Source organism: Glycomyces sambucus, from assembly GCF_900102815.1.
GTDB classification, from domain to species: Bacteria; Actinomycetota; Actinomycetes; order Mycobacteriales; family Micromonosporaceae; genus Glycomyces; species Glycomyces sambucus.
The window spans coordinates 84,862-108,460 of the sequence record NZ_FNGF01000004.1; the positions used below are offsets into that span (position 1 = coordinate 84,862).

Here is a 23,599-nt window from a genome sequence, read left to right on the forward strand (position 1 = left end):
CCGGCCGCGCCAGTTCTGAAAATTCTCTCCGTAGTCTTGCCTTCACATGAAATCTTCTGCCAGGATGAGCGGATCGGGCAAACCCCATCGAATGAGCCCCGGATCCGCACAGACTGGAGTCGCCCCATGGAGACGCATCCCCGCCGGACCGTGCTCGCGGCAGCCCTCGGCGCCGCCGCGGCGGCGGCCGCCGCAGGCACCGCGCAGGCGCACGGCGGCCACGGCGACCGCGACGAGCGCCGCTTCGTCAAGCGCCGCCTCAAGGCCATGAGCCTGGAGGAGAAGGTCGGCCAGCTCTTCACCACCTACGCCTACGGGCAGACCGCCGACACCGCGGTCGCCGCCGACGTCGCGAGCAACCAGGCCGCGCACGGGGTCGACAACGCCGCCGAACTCGTGCGGACCTACCACCTCGGCGGGATCATCTACTTCGCCTGGTCGAACAACGTCGCGAACCCCGACCAGATCACGGCCCTCTCCAACGGCCTCCAGGACGCGGCCCTCGACGGCTGCGGCACGCCCCTGTTCATCGCCACCGACCAGGAGCACGGCCTCGTCACCCGCATCGGCCCGCCCGCGACCCAACTCCCCGGGGCGATGGCCCTCGGCGCCACCCACGACCCCGAGGCCGCCCGCGCCGCGGCCGTCGTCGCCGGGACCGAGCTGCGCGCGATGGGCCTGAACCAGAACTTCGCGCCCGACGCCGACGTCAACGTCAACCCCGCCAACCCCGTGATCGGCGTGCGCTCCTTCGGGTCCGACGGCGAGCACGTCGCGGCCTTCGTTGCCGCCCAGGTCGAGGGCTACCAGGCGCGCGGCGACCTCGCCGCCACCGTCAAGCACTTCCCCGGGCACGGCGACACCGAGGACGACAGCCACAGCGAGCTGCCGCGGATCGACCACACCTACGAGGAGTGGCGCGAGATCGACGCCCCGCCGTTCCGCGCCGCCATCGAGTCCGGCGTCGACCTCGTGATGACCGCGCACATCCAGTTCCCCGCCCTCGACGCCTCCCTGCGGCCCGCGACGCTGTCGGAGGAGATCCTCACCGGGCTGCTGCGCGACGAGCTCGGCTACGACGGGGTCGTCATCACCGACTCCCTGCGCATGGAGGGCGTGCGCAACGGCTACGGCGACGACCGCATCCCCGTCCTCGCGCTCCTCGCCGGCGCCGACATCCTGCTCATGCCCGAGCACATCGACATCGCCTACAGCGCGGTGCTCGCGGCCGTCCGCGGCGGCGAGCTCTCCCGCCGGCGCATCGACGAGTCGGTCACCCGCATCCTCGGCCTGAAGTACCGGCTCGGCCTGTTCGGCGACCCGTACGCCGACCCCGCACTCGTCGACGACGTCGTGGGCGTCCCGGCGAGCCTCGAAGCGGCCCAGGCGCTCTCGGACCGGACCACGACCCTCGTCACCAACGACGGCACCCTCCCGGTGCCCACCGACGGCGGCTCGGTGCTCGTCACCGGATGGGGCGCGACCACCGTCCCGCGGATCGCCGCCGAGTTCACCAACCGCGGCTGGAGCCCCGCGAGCCTGGTCACCGGCGCCGCGCCCACCCAGGCGCAGATCGACGCGGCCGTGGCCGCCGCCGCGGGCAAGGGCCTGGTCGTGGTCTCCACCAACAACACCAAGCTCAACCCCGGCCAGGTGTCCCTCGTGGCGGCGCTCGCGGCCACCGGCGTCCCGGTCGTCGCCCTCGGCGTCCAGAACCCCTACGACATCGCGTACCTCGGCGACCACCCCAACGCCTACCTCGCGACCTACTCGTACTCCCTCGACGGCCTCGAATCGGCCGTCCACGCGATCCTCGGCTCGGTCAACCCCGCCGGACGCCTGCCGGTCGACATCCCCACCGCCGACGGCACCGGGATCCTGTTCCCGTTCGGCCACGGCCTGAGCTACTAGGAGGCGCGCAGTGAAACGCAGGACGGTCATCGGCGGCGCCGCCGCAGGCGCCGCGCTCGCACTCGGCACCGGCGCCTCGGCCGCCGCCCACGGCGGACGGCGGGTCCGCACCGGCGTGGAGGTCCTCGCCCGCAAGGACTTCCGCGAACTCTCCGGCCAGAGGGTCGGCGTCATCTCCAACCCGACCGGCGTGCTCCCGGACCTGAGCCACGAAGTGGACCTCATGCACGCCAGCGGCAAGGTCGACATCGCGGCGGTCTTCGGGCCCGAGCACGGCTTCCGCGGCGTCTCCCAGGCCGGCGAGGGCGAGGACTTCTTCCTCGACGCCAAGACCGGCCTGCCGGTGTACAACGCCTACAACGACATGGACCGCATGGCCGAGGTCTTCGCCGAGACCGGGATCGAGACCGTGGTCTTCGACATCCAGGACGTCGGCGCCCGCTTCTACACCTACATCTGGACCATGTACCTCGCCATGGAGGCCGCCGGGCAGCTCGGCCTGCGGTTCGTGGTCCTCGACCGGCCCAACCCCGGGTCCGCGCTCGCCGCCAGCGGGCCGGTCCTCCACCCCGAGCACGCCACGTTCGTGGGCCTCAAGCCCATCGCCCAGCGCCACGGCATGACCGTGGGCGAGCTCGCGAAGCTGTTCAACGGCGAGTTCCTGGCGGCCCCCGTCGACCTGACGGTGGTGAAGATGGAGGGCTGGCGCCGCGGCATGTACTTCGAGGACACCGGGCTGCCGTGGGTGGCCCCGTCCCCGAACATGCCCACCGTGAACACGGCCGTCGCCTACCCGGGCACGTGCCTGTTCGAGGCCACCGCGCTCTCGGAGGGGCGCGGCACCACCAAGCCCTTCGAGTTCCTCGGCGCGCCCGAGATCGACCACGCGTGGTCGGAGTCGCTGGAGGGGCTCCCGGGCGCTTACTTCCGTGAAGCGTATTTCACCCCCACATTCTCGAAATGGTCCGGAAAGGTCTGCGGCGGGGTCGAAGTGCAAGTCACCCGCAGGGATGAATTCGATCCGATCAGGACGGCGCTGGCGATGATCGTCGCCCAGCGCCGGGCCTTCCCGCAGTACGGCTGGCGGTCGCAGGACGTGACGTCGTTCTGGCTGGACAAGCTGTCGGGGAACCAGGCCGTGCGCCTCGCGATCGAGGCCGGCGCCGACGTCGACGAGGTGGCGTCGGTCTGGACCGACGAATTGGATGCGTTTTCCGAGCAAAGAGAGTCGTACTTGCTCTATCGCGGCACCGCTCAGTGATGGCACGATAACCAGGAGACACGATGCAGCGTCGAACCATGCTCGGGGGCGCGGCGGGGGCGCTGTGGTCGGCGTTCGCGCTCGGCTCCCGCGCCAACGCCGAGGAGCGCCCCTCCATGCCCGACCTGACCGGCCCCCCGAGTGCCGGACCGTACGACGTGACCTTCCCCGAACATCCGCGCGAACTGCGGTACGGGCCCTGTTCGGAAGCGCGCCTGACCGCCGCCCACGTCGACCTCATCACCCCCCGACTCAAGTCCTATATGGAAGGATCGGCCCCCTCCTTCCCCGGTTTCACCGTGCTGGCCGCGCGCCGCGGCGTGGTCGTCGCGCACGAGGCCGGCGGGCACCGCCTGCGCTACTCCGGGTGGGACGACGAGACCGAGACCGCGGCCGAGCTGCCCGAGTCCGAGTGGCTGCCGGCCGAGACCGGCACGGTCTACGACCTCGCCTCGATCTCGAAGCTGTTCACCGCCACCGTCACCGGCCGCCTCATCGACGACCACGTGGTGGACCTGAAGCTCCCGGTGGTGGACTACCTGCCCGAGTTCGACTCCGCCGACCCGGCGAAGTCCCCGATCACGCTGGAGCAGCTGCTCTCCCACACCTCGGGGATGATCTCGTTCATCAACCTGTACGACAAGCCCGACGACGCGGCGCGGATGGCGGCGATCTACGCGCAGCCGCTGCGCCGGGTGCCCGGCAGCGGCTACGAGTACTCCGACCTCAACCTCATCGTCCTGGGCAAGGTCCTGGAGCGGGTGACCGGCCAGCGCCTCGACGAGCTGGTGGCCGAGTACGTGTGCGAACCGCTGGGCCTCAGGGACACCGGGTACAACCCGGTGGACCGGGCGCGGACGGCGGCGACCGAGTTCCAGCCGTGGACGGGCCGGGGCACGGTGCACGGGGAGGTCCACGACGAGAACGCGTGGGCGTTCGGCGGCGTCGCCGGGCACGCGGGCGTGTTCGCGACCGCGTGGGACCTGGCGGTGTTCGGGCAGATGATCCTCAACGGCGGCCGGTACGGCGACGCGGAGATCGTCAGCGAGGCCACGGCGCGCTCGGTGTTCACCGACATGAACGCCGGGATGGGCGAGGCCGCGGCCCGCGGGCTCGGCTGGCAGCTGGGCCAGCGCTGGTACATGGACGCGATGAGCTCGCCGGTCACGGTGGGGCACACGGGGTACACGGGCACGTCGATCGTGCTCGACCCGCTCGCGGGCACGCTGCTGGTGCTGCTGACGAACCGGGTGCACCCGACGCGGAACCGCGGGACGGCCAGCGCGTACCGGCGGGCGGCCTCGCGGCCGCTGGGCCGGGCGGTGCCGGTGCGGCCCGAGCGGGGCCGGGACGCGTGGTTCGCGGGCCAGGTCGACGCCTCGACCGCGACCTTGACGGCGTCGCTGCCGCGCGCGACCGACTGCGCGACGGCGGCGTTCGCGCTCTGGTACGACACCGAGGCGACCGACGTTGGCGTGCTGGAGGCGAGCCCGGACGGGACGGCGTGGACGCCGGTGCCGCTGGACCTGCGGACCGAGGACCACTGCTGGCGGACCGAGGGGGCGTTCTCGGGCTACTCGGGGCGCCAGTGGATCAGGGCGTCGGCGGCGCTGCCGGACGGCAGCCGGAAGGTGCGCTGGCGGTACACGTCGGACCCGGTGTACCAGGGCCGGGGCGTGTACGTGGACGCGATGGAGGTCCGCGAGGGCCGCGCCGTCCTCTGGGAGGACGGCGACGGCGCCGACGCGGTGGGCTGGGAGAAGGCCCGGGAGTTAATCCATCGGGTGCGGGGCGTAGCGGTCGGCGAGCCAGTCCATGACTTTGTCGCGCTGCGCCTCGACCACCTGCTGCTCGGGGTGGGCGTCGTACCAGGCGACCACCTCGCGCGCGCCCAGCCGGTAGGGCGTGGTGCGGAGGCCGAACTCCGGTACGAGTGCCTTGATCTTGGTGTTGTCGAAGACCATCGAGTGGGCCTTGTCGCCCAGGAGGCCGGGGCCCCAGCCGGGGTCGGCGGCGGCGATCGCGTCCGAGGGGACGTGCACGAGCTTCGGGTCTGCGACCCCGGCGGCCTCGGCGACGTGGAGGAAGATCTGGTTCCAGGTCGGCGCCTCGTCGCCGGTGATGTGGAACGCCTCGCCGATGGCGGCCTCCTTGCCGAGGAGCCCGGTGAAGCCGACCGCGAAGTCGCGAGCGTGGGTGATGGTCCACAGGGAGGTGCCGTCGCCGTGGACGACGACGGGCTTGCCGGCGCGCATGCGCTCGACGACGGTCCAGCCGCCGTCGAAGGGCAGCAGGGTCTCGTCGTAGGTGTGGGAGGGCCGCACGATGGTGGCGGGGAAGCCGTCCTCGCGGTAGGCGGCGGTGAGGAGGTCCTCGCACTCGATCTTGTCGCGCGAGTACTGCCAGAACGGGTTGCGCAGGGGCGTGGACTCGGTGACGGGCAGGTGCGTGGGCGGGGTCTGGTAGGCCGAGGCGGAGGAGATGAACAGGTACTGCCCGGTGCGGCCGGCGAACAGCTCGATGTCGCGGCGGACCTGCTCGGGGGTGAAGACGACCCAGTTGACGACGGCGTCGAAGGTCCGGTCGCCGAGGACCTCGCGCACGGCGGCGGGGTCGGAGGCGTCGGCGGTGAGGACTTCGGCGCCTTCGGGGACGGTGCGCTCGCTGGTGCGGCCGCGGTTGAGGACGGTGACGTCGAGGCCCTGGGCGACGGCCTCGCGCACGCAGGAGGTGGAGATCCGGCCGGTTCCGCCGATGAACAGCACGCTGACGCTCACGTGAAACCCCTTTCTTGTTTGACGACGGTCCCACCCTACTCGCGCGGCGGTGTCGGACCCGGGGGTTACGGTGACGGGCATGGTCGAGGTGCCGGTCCGCGGGGCCGGCGATGCGGTCCGGTGGGGCGCCGCCAGGCGATGCCGATGGTGGTGCCGCTGGTGAGGCACGGCCGCCCGGCTCGTCGCGGTGGAGCCGGACGGTGAGTGCCCGGCGGTCGCGGAGGCGGCCCGCGCGGGGCGTCTCGGCCGTGGCCGCCGGTCCCGGGCTGGAGCCGGACGCCTCACGGCTCCAGTCGGTCCGGGACCCCGGTCGCACCGCGTTCGGCGGTGCGGGCCGGGGCCTGCGGGTCGTGTGTCCGGGCGGGAGTCGGGTCAGCGGCGCACGCGGCGGTTGAAGCGGCGGAACGAGCGGGTCTCGCCGCCGACGAGCATGCCGATGACGAATCCGACCGCGCCGAGGAGGATCGCGAGCACGAGGCCGTTGACGCCGCCCGCGATGAACGCGACGGCGATGAGGAGGCCGGCCACGAGGCCGGTGGTGGAGGCTTGCATCTGGGGCTCCCTTCGAACGTTCCACTGTGGTTACCCATGCGGCGGCCGGCCAACCGTGTCGGAGGGTCCGGGCACAATCGGATGCGTGAGCAACCCTGATGCCGCCCCAGACAGCGCCGCCCTTGATAGCGCGGTCCCGTGGGGCCGACCCGCGGTCGACTCGATCCCCCTGCCGCCGTTCGCGACCCCCGAGGAGCATCGGCGGTTCACGCGGGCGCTCCAGCTCCACGTGGCGCTCGCCGACGAGGGCGCGCCCTCGCTCGCGGCGAAGGTCCTCGCCGAAGCGCTCGCGCAGCAGGGGCAGGGGCCGGACCTGGGGCCCGTGGAGCTGACCGCGGCGCTGGCGACGTTCTTCCCGGCGCCGTGGACGCCCGCCGCGCTCGCGGCGGTGCTCGGCGCCCGTGACCGGTTCGGGCCGCGCGAGCTCGCCGGCGGGGCCTGGAACTGGCAGTACGACCCCGACTTCACCGCGGTCCCGCGCGCGGGCGGCGGCTGGGAGGTCGAGCGGCACGAGCGGGGCTCGCGGCGGCCGTTCGCGACCCTGGAGCGCGAGGGCGACCTGGTGCTCATGTGGATGGACCACTACCACTCGCGGTTCGCGTACCCGTACGCGTGGCGGGTGGAGGACGGCACCGCGGAGGCGCTGGCCGGGCCGGCGCGGGCGGTCCGGGCCGCGCACGCGGCCGACACCGCGAAGCCGTACCTGGCGAACTGGCGGGCCGAGCGCGAGCGGTTCCTCGCGGAGGACTAGACCGGCTGGGCCGCGAGGGCGAGCCGGGCCCCGCGGAAGGCCCGTGGGCTCATGCCCTGCACGCGCTTGAACGCGGTGCTGAACGCGAACGGGTCGGCGTACCCGACGCGGCGGGCGACGGTCGCCACCGGGACTTCAGGGTCGGCCAGCAGATCCTCGGCGAGGGACATGCGCCATTCGGCGAGGTAGGCGAGCGGCGGGCGGCCCATGACCTCGGTGAAGCGCTTGGCGAAGTGGGCGCGTGAGACCCCGGACTCGGCGGCGAGGGCCGCCACGGACCAGCGGCCGGCCGGGTCGCGGTGCATCGCCTCGATCGCGGGCCCGGTGACCGGGTCGAGGACGCCGAGGTACCAGGCGGGGGCGTCGGCGCCCTGGAGGTCGAACCAGCAGCTCAGCGTGCAGACCAGGCCCCAGTCGAGGACGCGGTCCACGAGCGAGCCGCCGCCGGGCCTGCGGCTGCGGGCCAGCGCGTCGTCGAGGGCCTTGAGCCACAGCACGTCCTCGGTCTCCTCGTCCAGGACGAGGGCCTTCGGGAGGGTCCGCAGCAGGCGCTCGTGGCGGGGCCCGAGGTCGCGGTAGGCGCCGACCACGATCGCGGTCGGGCCGTGCGGGTCGCGCTTGGGCTCGCAGTCGGCGTCGGGGTCGAAGCAGGAGACCTGGTAGGCGGGGCCGGTCGCGCCGGGCGCGGCGTCGCGGTCGAGGAGGTGGAACGGCTCGGTGTCGCGCACGAGCGCGGTGGAGCCTGGCCCCAGGGGGTGCTCGGTGCCGTCGGCGAGGACGAGGCGGGCGCCGCCGTGGACGACGGTGATGAGCGTCAGGGGCGCCTTGTCGGGGAAGCCGATGCGCCAGGCCGGTTCGAGTGCCGCGCGGGTGACGGCGGCGCGCTCGGCGCGGATGCCGCGGAGCATGTCGCTCAGAGGGTCCATAGGGCAATGGTAGACGCTCGCGAAGGTATCCCCCGGTTTCGGCCATGGCCCGTCCGCGGGAATGCGAGTGTACTTGCCTCATGAGCGAAACCGAACCCACCGCCCTCGTCGTGATCGGCCACCACCGGTCCGACTCCCTGACCGCGGCCGTCGCCGAGCGGGCCGCCAAGCGCCTCGCCGCGGGCGGCTACCGCGTCGACGTGCTGCACCTCGAAGAGGAGGCGTTCGATCCGCGCGGGAACACCGCCGACGAGCCCGACTACGGGAACCGCGACAAGCGCTACAGCGAGGAGGTCCACCGCCACTTCGCGCGCGTGCGCGCCGCCGACGTGATCGTGCCGGTGTTCCCGGTGTGGTGGTACGGGCTCCCGGCGCTGCTCAAGGGCTGGATCGACCGGGTGTGGAACTACGGGCTGACCTACGGGCGGAGCAGGTCGCCGATGGCGGGCAAGCGGATGCTGTGGATCGCGCTCGCGGGGCTGGCCGAGGACGACCCGAACTCGCGGCTGACGCGGGACTTCCTCGACGGGCCGCTGCGGGTGGGGATCTCCGAGTACTGCGGCATCCCGGACGCGGCGACGGTCGCGCTGTACGACTCGGAGGGCCAGGGCCTGACCGGGTCCGAGCGGGACCGGCACTACCGGGAGCTGTTCGCGCGGGCCGACGCCGCGGTGGACGGGCTGCTCTAGCCGCGGCGAGGGCGGTGCCGCGATCGGTGCGGTGCCGCCCTGGAACGGGCCCTAGTGGACGCGGGGCGTCTTGCGGGCGCGTTCGCGCCGCGGGCCCTCCACGAGGACGCGCACGGCGACCTCCCCGCCGGGGAACGCGGCCTTGACCGCCTCGTCGAGGCCCGTGGCGGCCTTGACGAGGGACTCGCCGTCGGCGCGCGGGTCGACGTGGGCGCGGAGCACCACGAGCTGGCCGCCGTGCACGTCGAAGCGGCGGCTGGTGACCCGGTCGACCGGGGCGGCGCGTTCGAGGTCGGCGCGCAGGCGCGGGGCGACCGAGCGGGCGTCGAGGTCGATGCGGTCGGTCGAGGCCGAGGCGAGGGCCACGCGGCCCTCGGCCGGGCGCGGCATCCGCGCGAAGAGCCACCACAGGGCCAGGACCACCAGGACGACGGCGGCCGCGAGCGCGGCCCACGCGAACCACTCGGCGTCGACGACCTCGTGCACGGGTCCGGTGTCGAGGCGGGTCCAGGCGCCCGCGAGGTCGAAGCGCCAGTCGATCACGGCGGCGCCCGCCGCGAGCAGCAGCAGGCCGATGAGGACGGCCAGGGGCCGGTCGAGTGCGGGTCGCCTCATCGTCCGCCCTCCTTGGCCTGCACGGCGACCTCGAGTTCGGCGATGCCGGCGAGCCGGTCCCCCACCGATTCGAGGATGTCGGCGATCGCGGCCTCGTGGCCCGGCGCGAGCAGGGCCTTGACCTTGAGGCGGCGGCGCCGCAGTTCGGAGGCGGCGTGGAGCACGCCCGGGGCGCGTTCGGCGGCGTCGGAGGCGATGGCCTCGACCGCGCGCGGGGAGACCCACAGGTCGCCGTCGCCGTCGGCGGGCAGGTGGCTGCGGCGGGCGGGCAGGCACGCGCCGATGAGGAACCACAGTCCGAGCACGGCGGCGGCGATGCCGCCGGCGAGGACCCAGACGGAGGGCTGGCGGTCGTCAAGGGCCGCGAGCGCTTCGCGCAGCCAGGAGTCGGCGTCGATCCAGCCGCGCTCGGCGGCGGCGTGCTCGGCGAGGAGCGCGGCGAGCGCGAGGAGCAGGATCGCGCCGAGGACGGCGAGGCCGGAGGCGGCGGGCCGGCGGCGCGGGTCGCGGACCTTCATCGGACCCTCCGTTCGGCCTGGACGGGGGCGTCCACGAGGTGCACGGCGACGTCGACCGCGACCACGTCGTAGCCGGTGATCCGGGCGGTCTCGGCGCGCACGCGGCGGGCGAGTTCGCGGGCGGTGCCGGAGACGGGGCCGGGCCACTCGACGCCGACGTCGAGGCTGGCCCAGATGCGGCCGCGGCTCACGGTGGCCTTGGCGCGCGGGCGCTTTGACGCGGCGGTGCCCTCGCAGGTGCGCGCGGCGCCTTCGAGGATGTGCGCGACGGCGGTGTCCGAGAGGCGCAGGCTGCCGCGCTCCTCGGGCGGCCGGTCGGCGCCGGAGCCGGGGAGGTCGGCGAGGGCGAAGGCGTCATCGGTCACGGCGGCCTCGGAAGCGCTCGAAGAGGTCGACCTCGCCGCTGAGCTTGCCCGCGACGGCGAATCCGATCGCGCCGAGGACCACGGCGAGGAGGAACCCGGTGAAGCCGCCCGTGATGACGGCCAGCGCCAGCAGCAGCCCGGCCACCAGGCCGGCGAAGGATGCCTTCATGGTCAGTCCCCTTTGCTCGTTCGGTCCGCGGACGGCGCGGCACCGGTTGGGCGCTCGGCGGTGCGTTTCACGGTGGCGCGCCGAGCGGCGGTGGGCACAGTGTCCGAGGCTTGGGCGGTCTCGCCCGGACTCTTGGAGTCGGTGCCCTCGCCCGTCCCGTTGACGTCGATGTCCTCGACTGTCCCCCTGACGTCGATGTCCTCGCCCGTCCCGCCGAAGTCGATGTCCTCCACGGTGACGACCACCGGCCGTCCGCCGACGAGGGGGGCGACCGCTACGCGGACCGCGGCGGCGGTCAGCGGGATGTCGGCGCCCCAGTCGACGGCCACGTGGACCTCGCACTCGGTGTCGCCGAGCCGCAGGCCCGGGATGCGGCGACCCGGGAGAAGGACGGCGATCTCGCCGAGCTGCCCGCCGTGGAGGCCGCTGACGCCGGGCACGGCGCGCACGGCGTCGGCGATGGCGTCGACCCCGGCGGCGAAGTCCTCGGTCATGTCCGCTCCCCCGCTACCCGACCGTGTTCCCGATCCCAGTTCTCGATGCGCTGTCCGACCGCGCTACTCGACCCTCGGTTCGCTGTCGGCGCCGTCGTCCGAGTCGTCGGGCAGGTGCACGTCGTGGACGACCAGGTTGACCTCGGTGACTTCGAGGCCGGTCATGCGCTCGACGGAGGTGACGACGTTGCGGCGCACCCCGGCGGCGAGGTCGGCGATGGCGACGCCGTACTCGGCGACCACGTCGAGGTCGATCGCGGCCTGGCGCTCGCCCACCTCGACGGAGACGCCCTGGCCGTGGTTGGTGCGGGAGCCGGGGATGCGCTCGCGGAGGGCGCCGACGGCGCGGCTGCCGGCCCCGCCGAGCTGGTGCACGCCCTCGACCTCGCGCGCGGCGATCCCGGCGATCTTGGCGACCACCTGGTCGGCGATCACGGTCCTGCCCTGGTCGCTCGCGAGCGGGCCGCCGTCGTCCTTCGACACGGCCGCCGTCGTCTTGTCCGCCATCTCTGACCTCCCCTGTCGCGATCCGTCCCCCACCGTCGCACACAACGGCGGGGGACGTCACGGAAAGTGACGAACCGAGGCGGACTACTTATTCTCATGCTTTATCGAAGGAGTTGACTTTATCCATGCCCTCTGTAATCATCGAAGAATCTCGATGTATTGGAGGGCCGCCATGCGCCGTCGCACACTCTTCACCGCCGCCGGGACCGGGGCGCTGGCAGCGGGCGCGGTGCCCGCCGCCGCCCGGGCCGACTACACGACCGCCGTCGACCCCGCGACCACGTGGGGCACCTGGGAGGGGTGGGGCACGTCCCTGTGCTGGTGGGGCCGGGCCTTCGGGAACCGGAACGACCTGGCGGACCTCATGTTCACCCGCAACAACGTGAGCTACAACGGGACCTCCCTGCCGGGCCTGGGCATGAACATCGTCCGGTACAACGCGGGCGCGTGCTCGTGGAACTCGATCAACGGCGAGTCCATGGTGGTCTCGCCGAACATGATGCGCTCGCGGCAGATGGACGGGTACTGGACCGACTGGAACTCCAGCGACCCGGCCTCGGCGAGCTGGAACTGGAACGTCGACGCGAACCAGCGCAACCTCATGTGGAAGGCCCGCGACCGCGGCGCGAACCTGTTCGAGCTGTTCTCGAACTCGCCGATGTGGTGGATGTGCGTCAACCACAACCCCGCGGGCGGCCCCAGCGGCAGCGTCGACAACCTCCAGTCGTGGAACCGGCAGCAGCACGCGGTCTACATGGCGACGATTGCGAAGTACGCGCACGACAACTGGGGCGTGGACTTCGACTACGTGGACCCGTTCAACGAGCCGATCGCCACCTGGTGGACGGCGACCGGGACCCAGGAGGGCTGTCACTTCAACGTCGCGACCCAGTCGGTCGTCATCGACCACCTGCGGTCCGAACTGGACGCGCGGGGGCTCTCGTGGATGCCGATCACCGCCTCCGACGAGTCGCTGTACGACCAGGCCGTGAGCACCTGGAACGGGCTGACGGCCTCGGCGAAGGGCAAGGTGGCCAAGGTGAACGTGCACGGCTACCAGTACGAGGGCGGGCGCCGCGACTCCGTGTACAGCGCGGTGCGCGCGGCCGGGAAGCGCCTGTGGAACTCCGAGTACGGCGAGAACGACGGCACGGGGATGCGCCTGGCCCGCAACCTCAACCTCGACTTCCGGTGGCTGCACCCGACCGGCTGGTGCTACTGGCAGGTCCTCGACGGCGGCGGCTGGGGCCTGATCCAGGCCGACAACGAGACCGGGACGCTCGGTGCGGTCAACGCCAAGTACTTCGTGTACGCCCAGTACGCGCGGCACATCCGGCCCGGCATGACGATCATCGACGGCGGCGAGGGCAACACCATCGCCGCCCACGACAGCGCCTCGGGGAAGCTCGTCATCGTGACCACCAACTACGGGACGGCCCAGACGATCACGTACGACCTCTCGGCGTTCGGCACCGTCCCCGACGGCACGGCGGTCCGCTGGTCCACCCAGACCGGCGGCTCCGAGCGCTACGCCCGCCACACCGACACCGCGGTCACCGGGAAGCGCTTCTCGCGGGCCTTCCCGGCGAACACGGTCATGACCTTCGAGATCGAGGGCGTGCGGCGGTAGGACGCGTGAACGGCGCCCCGGTCCTGGGACCGGGGCGCCGTTCACGCTGGGGTGCTCATGCGGCGTCGAGGATCGGGTCGAGGGCCGCGAACCAGTTGGCGGCGAGTTTGACGTAGCCGTCCTCGTCGGGGTGGACCCCGTCGTAGGTGTCGACGGAGGGGACCCAGCCGGTGTACTGGTCGACCACGACGATCGGCGACTGCGCGGTGGAGTTGGCGGCGGCCCAGGCCGGGATCTGGGAGTTGAAGTTGATCGTGCGCTGCGGGCAGTCGGCGCAGTCGGTCGGCGCCAGCGGGATGAGCTGCGCGGCCAGGATCACGGCGTCGGGGTTGAGTTCGCGCAGGTCCTGCACGATGGTCGTGTAGGCGGCGAGGATCGTGGCCGGCGGGATCGAGGACCAGACGTCGTTGGTGGCGAAGTGGAGCAGCAGGACGTCGGGCGTGTTCTGCTCCAGCCAGCCCCGGACGCTGCCGTTGTTCACCGACTGGGTGACGAGGAACCCGCCGTGCCCCTCGTGGTCGGGGTCGGAGCCGGACGGGTTGCACGCCTGGGAGAGCGAGCCGACGAAGTCGACGTCGTGGCCGGCCTGGTCGAGGAGCTGCCACAGGTTGCCGCGCCAGCAGCCGGGGCTGCCGGTGATGGAGTCGCCCAGGGGCATGATCTTGACCGGGCCGCCGCCGGGCGGGTCGGTCGGGTCCTCGGTGGTGGGCGGGTCGGTGGGGTCGACCTCGCCGTCGCAGAGGTCGCCGTTGATGGAGATCCCGGTCGGGTCGGCGGTGCTGCCGGAGCCGATGAAGCCGAAGACCTGGCGGGTCTGGCCCGAGGCGACGGTGCCGTTCCAGCCGACGTCCGAGCCGGTGAAGCGGGTGCCGCTCTGGCTCCAGGAGACGTTCCAGGCGCTGGAGACGGTGGTGCCGGAGGGGAAGGTCCAGGCGAGGTCCCAGCCGTCGATGGCCTCCCCGGCGGTGATGGCGACGTTGGCCTGGAAGCCGGAGCCCCAGCTGCTGACGACCGTGTACTCGACCTCGCATCCGTCCTCGGCGAATGCCAGGTCCGCCGGGCCGAGCGCGAGTGCGCCGGCGCCTAGTGCCGTCGCGGCGGCCGCCGCGAAGGCGGTGAGCTTGCGGTTTCTGCGCATGCCATGCTCCTTTGCCATGGTGCCGAGAGCTGAGGGAGCGCTCCCAGTGCAATGTGGAGATCATAGCAACTCGGGATTTGTATAGTCAAGTGTGTCAATATTCGCGGACGCTTGCGCCGCAAGCGGTCATTCCGTCGCGCCGTCGGAGTCGTGCTCCACGGGAAGCGGGGCCGCGCCGGCATCGCTCATGATGAGGGCGGCGGGCCCTTCCGGGCCCGCCGCCGCCGTTCACGCCGTCTGCGGCTCGCGCCACATCGGATAGAGCCACGGGCCGCCGTCGACCAGGCCGTACCGGTCGCCGAGGGGCCGGTAGCCGAGGGTCGCGTACAGCTTCGCGGTCTGCGGCGAGACCGCCTCCAGGTAGGCGGGGATACCGTCGCGGTCGAGGGCCCGGTGGTGGCGCCGGAGCATCGCCGTGGCGATCCCCTTGCCGCGCCGCTTCCTGCGCACCCCGACCAGCGCCACGTAGTGGTGCGGGGCCTGGGGGTGGTGCTCCTCCATGACCCGGTCGAGGTGCCGGAACCGCTCGGTGTGGGCCCCGCAGGCGGCCAGGAGCCGGTCGTCGTAGTCGGGGATCACCGGCGCGGCGACGGTGTGGTCGAACCACACCACCGCACCGTCGAGGTCGCCCGAGGTGACCACGCCGCCGTGCCCGAGCGCGTGCTCGACCAGCAGTTCGAACTGGCCGCGGACCGCCTTGAGCCGCTCGTCGGGGTCCGCCACGAGCCACTTGGCGGTCGGCAGGTCGTTGAACTCGTCGGCGAGCATCGCCGCGACGGCTCCGTACGCGCTAACGGTCACCGGCGGCTCCAACCGGGACCGCGGCCCGCTCGGCCGCCTGGACCAGGGGCGCCTTGGCGCCGTGCCCGATCCCGGCGTAGACGTCCGGGCGGGCCCGCTTCAGGAACAGGGCCCACAGGGCGCCCAGGAGCGCGAGCACCGCGAAGACGATCGGGACGAGCTTCGGCAGGAGCGAGCCCTTCTCGACGCCCAGCAGGGTGTGGAAGTGGATGACCGACAGGTACAGGACCCCGCCCATCGCCAGGATCGCCAGGACCGGCGCGATCCGGCTGGCCCACAGGGACTCTTCACGCCGATCCCGCGCGAAGTAGACCAGGACCGCGATGGCGCAGGTGAGGATGAGCGCGATCAGGCCGATGCCCGACGCGGTGCCGAGGTAGTAGAACAGGTGCACCACCGGGTCGAGGCCGAGCACGGCCCACAGGACGATCACCAGGCCGCCCGCGACGGTCTGCGTGACCGAGGCGGCGACGGGGGCGCAGGTGCGGACCGAGGTGCGGCCCAGCCAGGAGAAGACGACCTGCTCGCGGCCCAGCGCGAAGAGGTAGCGGGCGGTCGTGTTGTGGAAGCTCAGCGCCGCGGCGGTGACCGAGGTGAGCAGCAGGATGCGGCCGATCGTCTCCCACGTGGACCCGAGCTGGTCCCCGGCGAGGCTGAACATCAGGTCGAAGTCGGCGGTGGCGGCGGCGACCACGTTGTCGTCGCCCGCGGCCGTGATGATCGACCATGACGAGACGATGTAGATGAACGCGAGGATGAGGACCGTGGCGATGGTGGCGCGGGCGACGGTGCGCTTGCGGTCGCGGGCCTCCTCGCCGTAGACGGTGGGCGACTCGAAGCCGATGAAGCCGATGACGGCCAGCGCGAGCACGGCCCCGGCGGCCTCGCCGCTCAGCGCGGTCGGCGAGAACGCGCCGAACGAGACGCCGTCAGCGGCGTTGGCGAAGTTGGAGGCGCTGAACACCAGGACGACCGCGACCTCGACGGTGAGGAGCACCGCCAGGACCTTGGCGTTGATGTCGACCGCGCGGGTGCCGAGCAGGCCGACCAGCAGCCAGGCGACGAGCGCGAAGGCCCACCACGGCAGGTCGAGCCCGATGGAGGCGAACAGGCTCTGGGCGACGTAGCCGAGGTAGCCGTAGAGGCTCACCTGGAGGGCGCAGTACGAGGTGGCGGCGACCCACGCGGCGGCGACGCCGGGGACCCGGCCCAGGCCCCGGGCGACGAACGCGTACATCGCGCCGGCGTTGGCGATGTGGCGGGCCATCGCGGTGTAGCCGACGCTGAACAGCAGCAGGGAGGCCGCGATGATGACGTACCCGATCGGGATGCCGATCTGGCCGGCCACGGCGAACATGACGACGACGCCGCCGGCGATCACGGTGAGCGGGGTGGCGGCGGTGAGGGAGAAGTGGAGGAGGCTGAGCGTGCCGAGTTTGTCGCGGGCCAGCGCGGATTGGACCGCGCTGGCGGGTGAGGGAGCTGACATGGGGCGTGACTCCTAATCTGGGCTTGCTTAGAGGTTGCCGGTGATGGCGGTGTCCGCCACCGCGGCGGTGAGGTGCCCGCGGATCGCCTGGAGCGGTGCGGGCAGCACCCGCAGGTGGCCTTCGGCGTATTCGCGCGCGCCGGCGGGCATCTGGGAGTACAGGGATTTCGACAGGCCGACGGATTCGGTGAGCGCGAGCAGGAATGCGTCGAGCAAGGGCATTCGTCGGTCCATCGAGGACAGATAGCGGCGCAGCCGGGCGAGCGGCGCCTGGGCGATGAGGGCGTCGGCGGCGTCGTAGGTGACCTGCACCTTGCCGAGCCAGCGGCTGCGCTGCTCGCCGCGCACCATCAGCCCGGCCACGACCATGTGGTCGGCGGTCTTGGTCTGGGTGTCGGCGATCGCGAGGTATTCGAGCCACTCGGGGACGGCGAGGTGCTCGGGCTCGCTCTGGACGAGCTCGGTCAGCCACAGCCCCAGGGAGTCTCGCGGCGGGCCGCCGCGCGACTCCGCGATGACCAGGTCCCGTCCCGCGTGGCTGCGCACCGCGAGTTGGCCCGAGAACACCAGCTCCGCCAGCAGCGCCGCGCCGAGACCCAGGCCGATCACGCGAGGCGCGACCGCGGGTTTGTAGAAGTCGTGGTAGGCGGTGATGAGAAAGGCGTCGTACACCAGCCGGGGGGTGGGTGCGTCGGGCACCGGGAGTGATCCTTCCAGTACAGGAGCGTTCGATCGGATTATGATACGGTCACGCGTTTTCGAAGTTGAATTCGGTATTCCGACTATTTCGAACCAGCTAGAAGGCTTGTTGTCAATTCGCGCGCTCTACCCTGCGCGCGATGCGAACGCGCAGAAGCTCCGCACGAATTGGACAGTGCGGAGCTTCGGTGCGCGTGGTGCTATTGCGTTGTTTCGTGATTCTTGTGGAGTGCGGGGGCCGTGGTGTTCGGCCCCGGGCGGTGTCAGCCGATGACGTCGCAGTACGGCTGGACCGTCTCGACGATCGTCGGGCCCTCGGCCTCCTCGACGCCGAAGAGGGAGGCGGCGTCGCGGGCGAGCTGCTCCTCGTCGGCGCCGTCGGCGGCGGACTGGCAGAGCTCCTGCGCGCCGGAGACGATCTCGGCGGCCGAGAGGTCGGGGGCGAGCTCCTGGAGGTCGGACGCGACGTCCGCGGGGAAGTCGGGGGCGAGGCTGCTGAGCGAGTCCTCGAGGTCGGGCAGGCTGGGCGTGTCGATGGGCAGTTCCCCTTCGCCGCAGGCGGAGAGCGCCAGTGCGGTGCCGAGGGCGAGTGCGAGCGCGGCGGCGGTCCGCCGTGCCGTCGTGAGTGCGCGTGCCATGTGAACAGCTCCTTTGCGAGACGTGGCGCCAACCTATCAACCGGGGTGCGGCCCGACGAGGCGATTCGTGATGCGTTCGGTCACAAGCCCGGTCACGGGGCGGCCGCGCCCGCCGGACCGCGCTTCGCCCCCGCGGTGCGCGGCGGCGACGCCGAAGAGCTGGCCGGGTTCTGGAAGGGCCTGGCGGAGGACGGCGCGGTGGTGGCGCCGTTCGGGCCCTCGGCGTGGGCGACCGCGTACGGCATGGTGCGGGACCGGTTCGGGATCACGTGGGTCCTGGACGTGCCGAACTAGGAGGCGTGCCCGCTTGAGAAGGCGACGGTGACGCGCAGGCCGCCGTCCGGGTTCGGGACGGCGGTCAGCGCGGCGTCGTGGACGCGGGCGACCGACTCCACGATGGAGAGTCCGAGGCCGACGCCGCGCACGGACTCGATCCGGTCGCGGCCCTCGCCGCGCCGGAACGGCTGGAACAGGGCGTCGACTTCGTAGGCGGCGACGGCGGGGCCGGTGTTGGTCACGGTGAGGCGGGCGCGGCCGTCGACGGCGGCGGTGCGCACGGTGAGGGCGCCGCCGGGGTGGTTGTGGCGGATGCCGTTGGCGATGAGGTTGGCGACCAGGCGCTCCAGGAGCGCGGCGTCGCCGACGGCGACCGCCTCCTCGCAGGAGACGTCCACGGACACTTGCGCTTCGGCGGCCTCGGGGGCGAACTGGGCCGCGAGGTGGGCGACGATGTCGGCCAGGTCGACGGGCACGGGGTCGGCGGGGTCGCGGTCGGCGCCGGCGAGGGTGAGGAGGCCGTCGATGAGGCGTTCGTGGCGCTCGTTGACGGCGAGGAGGTTCGCGGCGAGGTCGCGCACGCGGTGGCCCGCGTCGGGTTCGGCGGCGGCGACTTCGAGGAGGGTGCGGTTGATCGCCAAGGGGGTCTTGAGTTCGTGGGAGGCGTTGGCGACGAAGCGGCGCTGGCCCTCGAAGGCGCGGTCGAGGCGGGCGAGCATCCCGTCGAAGGTGTCGGCGAGGCGCTTGAGCTCGTCGCCGGGCCCGTCGAGGTTGATGCGCTCGTGGAGGGAGCGGTCGGCGACGCGCTGCGCGGTGGCGGTGATGGCGTCGATGGGGCGCAGGACCCGCCCGGCCATGAGGAAGCCGAAGACGACCGCGAGGAGGCCGACGACGCCGAGCGCGATCCCCGAGCCGAGCAGGACGGCCTGGAGGGTGGCGTCGTTGGCGGCCTGCTGGCGTTCGATGACGGTGTCGATGAGGTACGCGATCTGCGCGTCGGTCATGCCGAACTGGGAGCCGGAGGTGAACAGGGCCTCCAGGGACTCGCCGGGCTCGGGCATGTTCGCGGTGATGCGGCTGCGGACGACGAGGTAGACGACGGCGGTGAGGACGGCCCCGGCGGCGAAGAACGCGCCGCCGTACCAGAGGGTCAGTCGCGTGCGGAGCCTCATCGGCGGTCCTCTCCCGTGGGTGCGGATTCCAGGACGGCCGGCGCCTCGCGGACGACGTAGCCGGAGCCGGGGACGGTCTCGATGACGGGCGGGTCGCCGAGCTTGCGGCGCAGCGTCATCATCGTCACCCGCACCACGTTCGTGGCGGGGTCGATGTGCTCGTCCCAGACCTTCTCCAGCAGGCGCTCGGAGGAGACGACGGCGGCGCCCGGGCGCAGGAGTTCGGCCAGGACCCCGAACTCCTTCTTGGACAGCGGCAGGTACCGGCCGCCGCGGAAGACCTGCCGGCCCGCGGTGTCGAGGGTGATCCCGGCCCGTTCGAGGACCGGCGGCGCGGCCGGGGCGGCGCGGCGGGCCAGGGCGCGGACCCGGGCGACGAGCTCGGCGAACGCGAAGGGCTTGGCGAGGTAGTCGTCGGCGCCGAGCGCGAGCCCGTTGACGCGGTCGTCGACGCCGGAGGACACGGTGAGCATGAGGACCCGGGTCGAGTGCGGCCCGGCCACCACCTTCCTGGTGAGGTCGTCGCCGCCGACGCGCGGCAGGTCGCGGTCGAGGACCGCCACGTCGTAGTCGTAGGCGGCCAAGCGCATCCGCGCGGCGTCGCCGTCGTAGCAGACGTCGACGGCCATGCCCTCGCCGCGCAGGCCCTTCGCGATCGCGTCGGCGAGCATCCGCTCGTCCTCGACCACCAGTACGCGCATCCCCCGGCTCCTTCCCTCTCGGTGTCGATGCTGCCAGGCCCGGTGTAAGGACCGCATAAGCGCCCGCGCTCACGGAGACCACATGCCCGCGGCGCTTCACTTGCGGCGTCCGTCAACGAGTGAAGGAGACGCACGATGAGACGAGTACTGATCGCCGCGGCCGCGCTGTCGGCGCTGTCGCTGCTGGCCGCCTGCGGCGACGACCCGGACGACGGGGTCGCGAGCGCCGGGGGCACCGCCTCCGCGGAGGCCGGCGAGGAGGGCGCGAGCCTGGAGCAGAGCCTCCAGGACTTCGCCGAGTGCATGCGCGAGCAGGGGGTCGACTTCCCCGACCCCGACCCGGACGGCGGCTTCGAAGGGGCCGAGGAGCTGCGGGAGGCCATGGAGAACGAGCCGGAGGCGGTCGAGGCGTGCGAGGAGCACCTGGCGTCCGGGGAGATGAGCCTCGACGACCCCGAGATCCAGGCCGCGCTGCTGGACTTCGCGCAGTGCATGCGCGACAACGGGGTCGAGGACATGCCCGACCCGGGCACCGACGGGTTCGGGCCCGACCTCATGGACCAGGAGTCGGCCGACCCGGACTGGGACGCCGCGATCGAGGCGTGCCAGGACCTCCTCGGAGAGGTGCGCGACCAGTGAGGCGGCGGACGGCGGTGATCGCGGCCGGCTCGGTCGCGGCGGCGGCGCTGGCGGCGGGCGGGGCGCTGTACTGGACCGGCGGCGACGACCCGGCGGCCACGGCGCAGACCGCGGCGGCCACGGCCGCCGTGGAGCGGCGGGACCTCGCGCGGTCGGAGGAGGTCGTGGGGACGCTCTCGTACGGGGAGGCGCGGACGCTGACCGGCGCGAAGCCGGGGGTCGTGACGTGGCTGCCCGCGCCCGGGACCGTGGTCGGGCCGGGCGACGCGGTGTACGAGGTCGACAACGCGCCCGTGGTCGCCATGGCCGGGGACCTGCCGCTGTGGCGGGACCTCGCGCCCGGCGTCGAGGGACCCGATGCGGCGCAACTCGAGTCGAACCTCGCCGAGCTCGGCTACGACGGGTTCACCGCGGACGACGAGTACACGTCGGCGACCGCCGACGCGGTCGAGGCGTGGCAGGAGGACCTGGGGGCGGCGGAGACGGGGACCGTGGCCGTGGGCGACGTCCTGTTCTCCCCCAACGAGGTCCGCATCGCCGACCAGCTCGCGGCCGTGGGCGACCCGGCGGGCGGGCAGCTGCTGACCTACACCTCCGGGGAGCGGCGGGTGAGCGTGCAGCTGGAGATCGCCGACCAGGACCTGGTGGCCGTGGACCAGGCGGTCGCGGTGACGCTCCCGGACGGGACCGAGGCCGCGGGCGTGGTCAGCGAGGTCGGGCAGACCGTGACCGCGGCCGAACCGGGCTCCGACGAGCCCGAGACGATCGAGGTCACGGTCGCGATCGCGGACCAGGCGGCGCTCGGCGCGCTCGTGTCGGCCCCGGTCGAGGTCGTGCTGGTCGCCGAGACCCGCGAGGACGTGCTCGCCGTCCCCGTCGAGGCGCTGCTGGCGCTGCGCGAGGGCGGGTACGGCGTCGAGGTCGTCGACGGCGGCGAGAGCGTGCTCGTGCCGGTCGAGACCGGCGTGTTCGCGGACGGGTTCGTCGAGGTCGCGGGCGACCTGGAGGCGGGCATGGCCGTGGCGGTGCCCTCGTGAGCGTCGTGGTCCTGGAGGGGGTCTCCAAGACGTACCCGGGGGTCACCGCGCTCGACGGGGTGTCGCTGGAGATCGGCGACGGCGAGCTGGTCGCGATCGTCGGCCCCTCGGGGTCGGGCAAGTCGACGCTCCTCAACCTCGCCGGGACCCTCGACCGGCCCACCGCGGGGACGGTGCGGGTCGCGGGCGAGGACGTCGCGGCCCTGTCGGACCGGCGGCTCTCGCGCCTGCGCGCCGCCGAACTCGGCTTCGTGTTCCAGCAGTTCCATCTCGCGCAAGGGGTCCCGGTGCTCGACAACGTCGCCGACGGGCTCCTCTACCGGGGCGAGCCGCGCGCGCGGCGCCGCGAGGCCGCCGCCCAGGCCCTCGCCAGGGTGGGGCTCGGGCACCGGACCGGGCACCGCCCGCACGAGCTGTCCGGCGGCGAGCGCCAGCGCGTCGCCATCGCGCGGGCCATCGTCGGCGGGCCGCGGCTGCTCCTCGCCGACGAGCCGACCGGGAACCTCGACTCGGCCTCGGGCGCGGTGGTGATGGGCCTGCTGCGGGGCCTGCACGAGGCCGGGACCACGGTCGTGGTCATCACGCACGACCGGGACATCGCCGCGGGCCTGCCGCGGCGCGTGGAGATGCGCGACGGGAGGGTGGTGCGCGATGCGCTGGACTGACCTGCTGCGCGTGGGCGTGCACGGCCTGCGGTCGCGGCCGCTGCGGGTGACGTTGTCGGCCGTGGGGATCGCGATCGGCATCGCGGCGATGGTCGCGGTCGTGGGGATCTCGGCGTCGAGTTCGGCCGAGCTCGACCGAAAACTCGACGAGCTGGGCACGAACCTCCTCACCGTCGCGCCGGGGCAGTCGATGTTCGGCGAGGCGTCGGAGCTGCCGCTGGAGGCGGTGGCGATGATCGAGCGGATCGGCCCGGTGGAGTCGGCCGCCGCGACCGGGACGGTGGACGCGAAGGTGTACCGGACCGACCGGATCCCGGCCAACGAGTCGGGCGGGATCGCGGTCAAGGCCGCCGAGGCGGACCTGCTCGACGTCGTCGGCGCCGCGCTCGCGGAGGGCCGGTGGCTCGACGGCGCGGCCGGGGACTTCCCGGCGGCGGTGCTCGGCGCCGGGACCGCGGCGGCGCTGGGCGTGGGCGCGGGCCCGGACGTGCAGATCTGGCTGGGCGGGCAGTGGTTCGCGGTGGTCGGGGTGCTCGAACCGGTCGCGCTGGCGCCCGAGCTGGACACCGCGGCGCTGGTCGGGTGGGACGCCGCGGCGGCGTACCTGGGCTTCGACCTGCACGCCACGGAGGTCTACGCGCGGGCCGCGGAGTCGGCGGTGACCGAGGTGCAGGCGGTGCTGGGGGCGACGGCGAACCCCGAGCACCCCGAGGAGGTCGACGTGTCGCGGCCCTCGGACGCGCTGTTCGCGGCCGAGGCGGCGGAGGCGTCGTTCACGGGGCTGCTCTTGGGGATCGGCGCGGTGGCGCTGCTGGTGGGCGGGGTCGGGGTGGCGAACACGATGGTCGTGTCGGTCCTGGAGCGGCGCGGGGAGATCGGCCTGCGGCGGTCGCTGGGGGCGACCCGGGCGGACGTGCGCGGGCAGTTCCTCGCCGAGTCGCTGCTGCTGTCGCTGCTGGGCGGCGCGGGCGGGGTGGCCCTGGGGTCGCTCATCACCGCGTCGTACGCGGCGTGGCAGGGGTGGCCGCCGACGGTGCCGGCGTGGGCGCTGGGCGGCGGGGTCGCGGCGACGGCCGCGATCGGCGCGGTGGCGGGGCTCTATCCGGCGGTGAAGGCCGCCCGGTTGTCCCCCACCGAGGCCCTGACCTCGCCTTAGGGCGGGTGCGGAGGAAAGGGCGG

Annotated in this window: 26 protein-coding genes and 1 pseudogene; 11 read left to right on the top strand and 16 right to left on the bottom strand. The window is 73.0% G+C overall.

Translation table 11 applies throughout. The features are described 5' to 3' along the window. The first annotated feature begins 126 nt into the window (after window positions 1–126). From BLS99_RS12860 to BLS99_RS27770, 3 genes and pseudogenes are all read left to right on the top strand, one after another. Window positions 127–1,911, top strand: coding sequence for a glycoside hydrolase family 3 protein (locus BLS99_RS12860; RefSeq protein ID WP_091049940.1), 1,785 nt, complete (start codon window positions 127–129; stop codon window positions 1,909–1,911). A gap of 10 nt (window positions 1,912–1,921) precedes the next feature. Next, window positions 1,922–3,172, top strand: a complete 1,251-nt coding sequence (locus BLS99_RS12865; RefSeq protein WP_091049942.1) for an exo-beta-N-acetylmuramidase NamZ family protein — start codon at window positions 1,922–1,924, stop codon at window positions 3,170–3,172. Window positions 3,173–3,435: 263 nt separating this feature from the next. Then, window positions 3,436–4,410: pseudogene (locus tag BLS99_RS27770) on the top strand (serine hydrolase domain-containing protein); the annotation flags it as partial. Between the two features lie 534 nt (window positions 4,411–4,944). Here BLS99_RS27770 and BLS99_RS12875 read toward each other — a convergent pair. Both BLS99_RS12875 and BLS99_RS12880 read right to left on the bottom strand, forming a co-directional pair. After that, on the bottom strand, window positions 4,945–5,949 hold the full coding sequence (locus BLS99_RS12875) for an SDR family oxidoreductase (RefSeq protein ID WP_218126463.1): 1,005 nt from the start codon (window positions 5,947–5,949) through the stop codon (window positions 4,945–4,947). A gap of 372 nt (window positions 5,950–6,321) precedes the next feature. Beyond that, on the bottom strand, window positions 6,322–6,501 hold the full coding sequence (locus BLS99_RS12880) for a hypothetical protein (RefSeq protein ID WP_091049946.1): 180 nt from the start codon (window positions 6,499–6,501) through the stop codon (window positions 6,322–6,324). A gap of 85 nt (window positions 6,502–6,586) precedes the next feature. Between BLS99_RS12880 and BLS99_RS12885 the strand changes: the two genes are divergently transcribed. Next, entirely contained in the window at window positions 6,587–7,252 is a 666-nt protein-coding gene (locus BLS99_RS12885) for a hypothetical protein (RefSeq protein WP_143034784.1), read from the top strand. Here BLS99_RS12885 and BLS99_RS12890 read toward each other — a convergent pair. Next, window positions 7,249–8,178: an AraC family transcriptional regulator gene (locus BLS99_RS12890; protein ID WP_091049953.1), complete on the bottom strand. Its 930-nt coding sequence runs from the start codon at window positions 8,176–8,178 to the stop codon at window positions 7,249–7,251. The two genes, BLS99_RS12885 and BLS99_RS12890, sit on opposite strands and share 4 nt — an antisense overlap. Before the next feature lie 80 nt (window positions 8,179–8,258). Between BLS99_RS12890 and BLS99_RS12895 the strand changes: the two genes are divergently transcribed. Next, window positions 8,259–8,867 carry an NAD(P)H oxidoreductase gene (locus BLS99_RS12895; RefSeq protein ID WP_218126464.1) on the top strand — a complete coding sequence of 203 codons (609 nt, stop codon included), beginning with the start codon at window positions 8,259–8,261 and terminating at the stop codon, window positions 8,865–8,867. 51 nt (window positions 8,868–8,918) lie between these two features. Here the strand turns inward: BLS99_RS12895 and BLS99_RS12900 are convergent, their stop codons facing one another. The 6 genes from BLS99_RS12900 to BLS99_RS12925 all read right to left on the bottom strand — a co-directional run bounded on the left by BLS99_RS12900 (window position 8,919) and on the right by BLS99_RS12925 (window position 11,535). Next, window positions 8,919–9,482: a hypothetical protein gene (locus BLS99_RS12900; RefSeq protein WP_091049960.1), complete on the bottom strand. Its 564-nt coding sequence runs from the start codon at window positions 9,480–9,482 to the stop codon at window positions 8,919–8,921. Then, window positions 9,479–10,000 carry a DUF6286 domain-containing protein gene (locus tag BLS99_RS12905; RefSeq protein ID WP_091049963.1) on the bottom strand — a complete coding sequence of 174 codons (522 nt, stop codon included), beginning with the start codon at window positions 9,998–10,000 and terminating at the stop codon, window positions 9,479–9,481. Before BLS99_RS12905 ends, BLS99_RS12900 begins: the two co-directional genes overlap by 4 nt. Further along, window positions 9,997–10,365: a hypothetical protein gene (locus BLS99_RS12910; protein ID WP_091049967.1), complete on the bottom strand. Its 369-nt coding sequence runs from the start codon at window positions 10,363–10,365 to the stop codon at window positions 9,997–9,999. Before BLS99_RS12910 ends, BLS99_RS12905 begins: the two co-directional genes overlap by 4 nt. Further along, window positions 10,355–10,534 carry a DUF2273 domain-containing protein gene (locus BLS99_RS12915; RefSeq protein WP_091049970.1) on the bottom strand — a complete coding sequence of 60 codons (180 nt, stop codon included), beginning with the start codon at window positions 10,532–10,534 and terminating at the stop codon, window positions 10,355–10,357. The genes BLS99_RS12910 and BLS99_RS12915 overlap by 11 nt, the downstream gene beginning before the upstream one ends. Before the next feature lie 2 nt (window positions 10,535–10,536). Then, complete coding sequence (locus BLS99_RS26610) at window positions 10,537–11,028, bottom strand: hypothetical protein (RefSeq protein ID WP_218126465.1); 492 nt, start codon at window positions 11,026–11,028, stop codon at window positions 10,537–10,539. A 63-nt stretch (window positions 11,029–11,091) separates the two neighbouring features. After that, window positions 11,092–11,535, bottom strand: a complete 444-nt coding sequence (locus BLS99_RS12925) for an Asp23/Gls24 family envelope stress response protein (protein WP_091049973.1) — start codon at window positions 11,533–11,535, stop codon at window positions 11,092–11,094. A 172-nt stretch (window positions 11,536–11,707) separates the two neighbouring features. On the opposite strand from BLS99_RS12925, the gene BLS99_RS12930 reads away from it, so the two are divergent. Further along, on the top strand, window positions 11,708–13,165 hold the full coding sequence (locus BLS99_RS12930; RefSeq protein ID WP_091049975.1) for a glycoside hydrolase: 1,458 nt from the start codon (window positions 11,708–11,710) through the stop codon (window positions 13,163–13,165). A 55-nt stretch (window positions 13,166–13,220) separates the two neighbouring features. Here BLS99_RS12930 and BLS99_RS12935 read toward each other — a convergent pair whose 3' ends face one another. The 5 genes from BLS99_RS12935 to BLS99_RS12955 all read right to left on the bottom strand — a co-directional run bounded on the left by BLS99_RS12935 (window position 13,221) and on the right by BLS99_RS12955 (window position 17,930). Continuing rightward, window positions 13,221–14,303: a cellulose binding domain-containing protein gene (locus BLS99_RS12935; protein WP_091049978.1), complete on the bottom strand. Its 1,083-nt coding sequence runs from the start codon at window positions 14,301–14,303 to the stop codon at window positions 13,221–13,223. A gap of 228 nt (window positions 14,304–14,531) precedes the next feature. Then, entirely contained in the window at window positions 14,532–15,104 is a 573-nt protein-coding gene (locus BLS99_RS12940; protein WP_143034785.1) for a GNAT family N-acetyltransferase, read from the bottom strand. Next, the gene (locus BLS99_RS12945; protein ID WP_091049985.1) at window positions 15,094–16,593 is read right to left on the bottom strand and encodes an APC family permease; all 1,500 of its coding nucleotides are present in this window, start codon (window positions 16,591–16,593) and stop codon (window positions 15,094–15,096) included. Before BLS99_RS12945 ends, BLS99_RS12940 begins: the two co-directional genes overlap by 11 nt. A gap of 27 nt (window positions 16,594–16,620) precedes the next feature. Continuing rightward, a complete protein-coding gene (locus tag BLS99_RS12950) occupies window positions 16,621–17,292 on the bottom strand; it encodes a GPP34 family phosphoprotein (RefSeq protein WP_176953340.1) in 672 nt (223 codons plus the stop codon). 263 nt (window positions 17,293–17,555) lie between these two features. Continuing rightward, the gene (locus BLS99_RS12955; protein WP_091049988.1) at window positions 17,556–17,930 is read right to left on the bottom strand and encodes a hypothetical protein; all 375 of its coding nucleotides are present in this window, start codon (window positions 17,928–17,930) and stop codon (window positions 17,556–17,558) included. Window positions 17,931–17,975: 45 nt separating this feature from the next. Between BLS99_RS12955 and BLS99_RS25675 the strand changes: the two genes are divergently transcribed. Next, window positions 17,976–18,224, top strand: coding sequence for a VOC family protein (locus tag BLS99_RS25675; RefSeq protein WP_143034786.1), 249 nt, complete (start codon window positions 17,976–17,978; stop codon window positions 18,222–18,224). On the opposite strand, the gene BLS99_RS12960 is transcribed toward BLS99_RS25675, so the two are convergent. Together BLS99_RS12960 and BLS99_RS12965 are read right to left on the bottom strand one after the other, a co-directional pair. Continuing rightward, entirely contained in the window at window positions 18,221–19,378 is a 1,158-nt protein-coding gene (locus tag BLS99_RS12960; protein ID WP_091049991.1) for a sensor histidine kinase, read from the bottom strand. The genes BLS99_RS25675 and BLS99_RS12960 overlap by 4 nt on opposite strands. Continuing rightward, the gene (locus tag BLS99_RS12965; RefSeq protein WP_091049993.1) at window positions 19,375–20,079 is read right to left on the bottom strand and encodes a response regulator transcription factor; all 705 of its coding nucleotides are present in this window, start codon (window positions 20,077–20,079) and stop codon (window positions 19,375–19,377) included. The genes BLS99_RS12960 and BLS99_RS12965 overlap by 4 nt, the downstream gene beginning before the upstream one ends. A 135-nt stretch (window positions 20,080–20,214) precedes the next feature. On the opposite strand from BLS99_RS12965, the gene BLS99_RS12970 reads away from it, so the two are divergent. Genes BLS99_RS12970 through BLS99_RS12985 form a run of 4 tightly spaced genes read left to right on the top strand, consistent with a single transcriptional unit; the run spans window position 20,215 to window position 23,576 of the window. Beyond that, on the top strand, window positions 20,215–20,718 hold the full coding sequence (locus BLS99_RS12970) for a hypothetical protein (protein WP_091049996.1): 504 nt from the start codon (window positions 20,215–20,217) through the stop codon (window positions 20,716–20,718). Further along, window positions 20,715–21,755 (top strand): peptidoglycan-binding protein, encoded by a 1,041-nt coding sequence (locus tag BLS99_RS12975; protein WP_176953341.1) that lies wholly within the window; start codon window positions 20,715–20,717, stop codon window positions 21,753–21,755. The genes BLS99_RS12970 and BLS99_RS12975 overlap by 4 nt, the downstream gene beginning before the upstream one ends. Next, window positions 21,752–22,420: an ABC transporter ATP-binding protein gene (locus tag BLS99_RS12980; protein ID WP_091050003.1), complete on the top strand. Its 669-nt coding sequence runs from the start codon at window positions 21,752–21,754 to the stop codon at window positions 22,418–22,420. The genes BLS99_RS12975 and BLS99_RS12980 overlap by 4 nt, the downstream gene beginning before the upstream one ends. After that, window positions 22,407–23,576 (top strand): ABC transporter permease, encoded by a 1,170-nt coding sequence (locus BLS99_RS12985; RefSeq protein WP_091050007.1) that lies wholly within the window; start codon window positions 22,407–22,409, stop codon window positions 23,574–23,576. The genes BLS99_RS12980 and BLS99_RS12985 overlap by 14 nt, the downstream gene beginning before the upstream one ends. The last annotated feature ends 23 nt before the right edge of the window (window positions 23,577–23,599 follow it).

Bases quoted from the DNA above. Each gene is read 5' to 3' on its own strand.
- BLS99_RS26610 (WP_218126465.1), bottom strand. From the start codon at position 11,028: ATGACCGAGGACTTCGCCGCCGGGGTCGACGCCATCGCCGACGCCGTG.
- BLS99_RS12960 (WP_091049991.1), bottom strand. From the start codon at position 19,378: ATGAGGCTCCGCACGCGACTGACCCTCTGGTACGGCGGCGCGTTCTTC.
- BLS99_RS12890 (WP_091049953.1), bottom strand. From the start codon at position 8,178: ATGGACCCTCTGAGCGACATGCTCCGCGGCATCCGCGCCGAGCGCGCC.
- BLS99_RS12915 (WP_091049970.1), bottom strand. From the start codon at position 10,534: ATGAAGGCATCCTTCGCCGGCCTGGTGGCCGGGCTGCTGCTGGCGCTG.
- BLS99_RS12925 (WP_091049973.1), bottom strand. From the start codon at position 11,535: ATGGCGGACAAGACGACGGCGGCCGTGTCGAAGGACGACGGCGGCCCG.
- BLS99_RS12905 (WP_091049963.1), bottom strand. From the start codon at position 10,000: ATGAAGGTCCGCGACCCGCGCCGCCGGCCCGCCGCCTCCGGCCTCGCC.
- BLS99_RS12930 (WP_091049975.1), top strand. From the start codon at position 11,708: ATGCGCCGTCGCACACTCTTCACCGCCGCCGGGACCGGGGCGCTGGCA.
- BLS99_RS12955 (WP_091049988.1), bottom strand. From the start codon at position 17,930: ATGGCACGCGCACTCACGACGGCACGGCGGACCGCCGCCGCGCTCGCA.
- BLS99_RS12935 (WP_091049978.1), bottom strand. From the start codon at position 14,303: ATGCGCAGAAACCGCAAGCTCACCGCCTTCGCGGCGGCCGCCGCGACG.
- BLS99_RS12970 (WP_091049996.1), top strand. From the start codon at position 20,215: ATGAGACGAGTACTGATCGCCGCGGCCGCGCTGTCGGCGCTGTCGCTG.
- BLS99_RS12945 (WP_091049985.1), bottom strand. From the start codon at position 16,593: ATGTCAGCTCCCTCACCCGCCAGCGCGGTCCAATCCGCGCTGGCCCGC.
- BLS99_RS12860 (WP_091049940.1), top strand. From the start codon at position 127: ATGGAGACGCATCCCCGCCGGACCGTGCTCGCGGCAGCCCTCGGCGCC.
- BLS99_RS12880 (WP_091049946.1), bottom strand. From the start codon at position 6,501: ATGCAAGCCTCCACCACCGGCCTCGTGGCCGGCCTCCTCATCGCCGTC.
- BLS99_RS12985 (WP_091050007.1), top strand. From the start codon at position 22,407: ATGCGCTGGACTGACCTGCTGCGCGTGGGCGTGCACGGCCTGCGGTCG.
- BLS99_RS12965 (WP_091049993.1), bottom strand. From the start codon at position 20,079: ATGCGCGTACTGGTGGTCGAGGACGAGCGGATGCTCGCCGACGCGATC.
- BLS99_RS12895 (WP_218126464.1), top strand. From the start codon at position 8,259: ATGAGCGAAACCGAACCCACCGCCCTCGTCGTGATCGGCCACCACCGG.
- BLS99_RS12900 (WP_091049960.1), bottom strand. From the start codon at position 9,482: ATGAGGCGACCCGCACTCGACCGGCCCCTGGCCGTCCTCATCGGCCTG.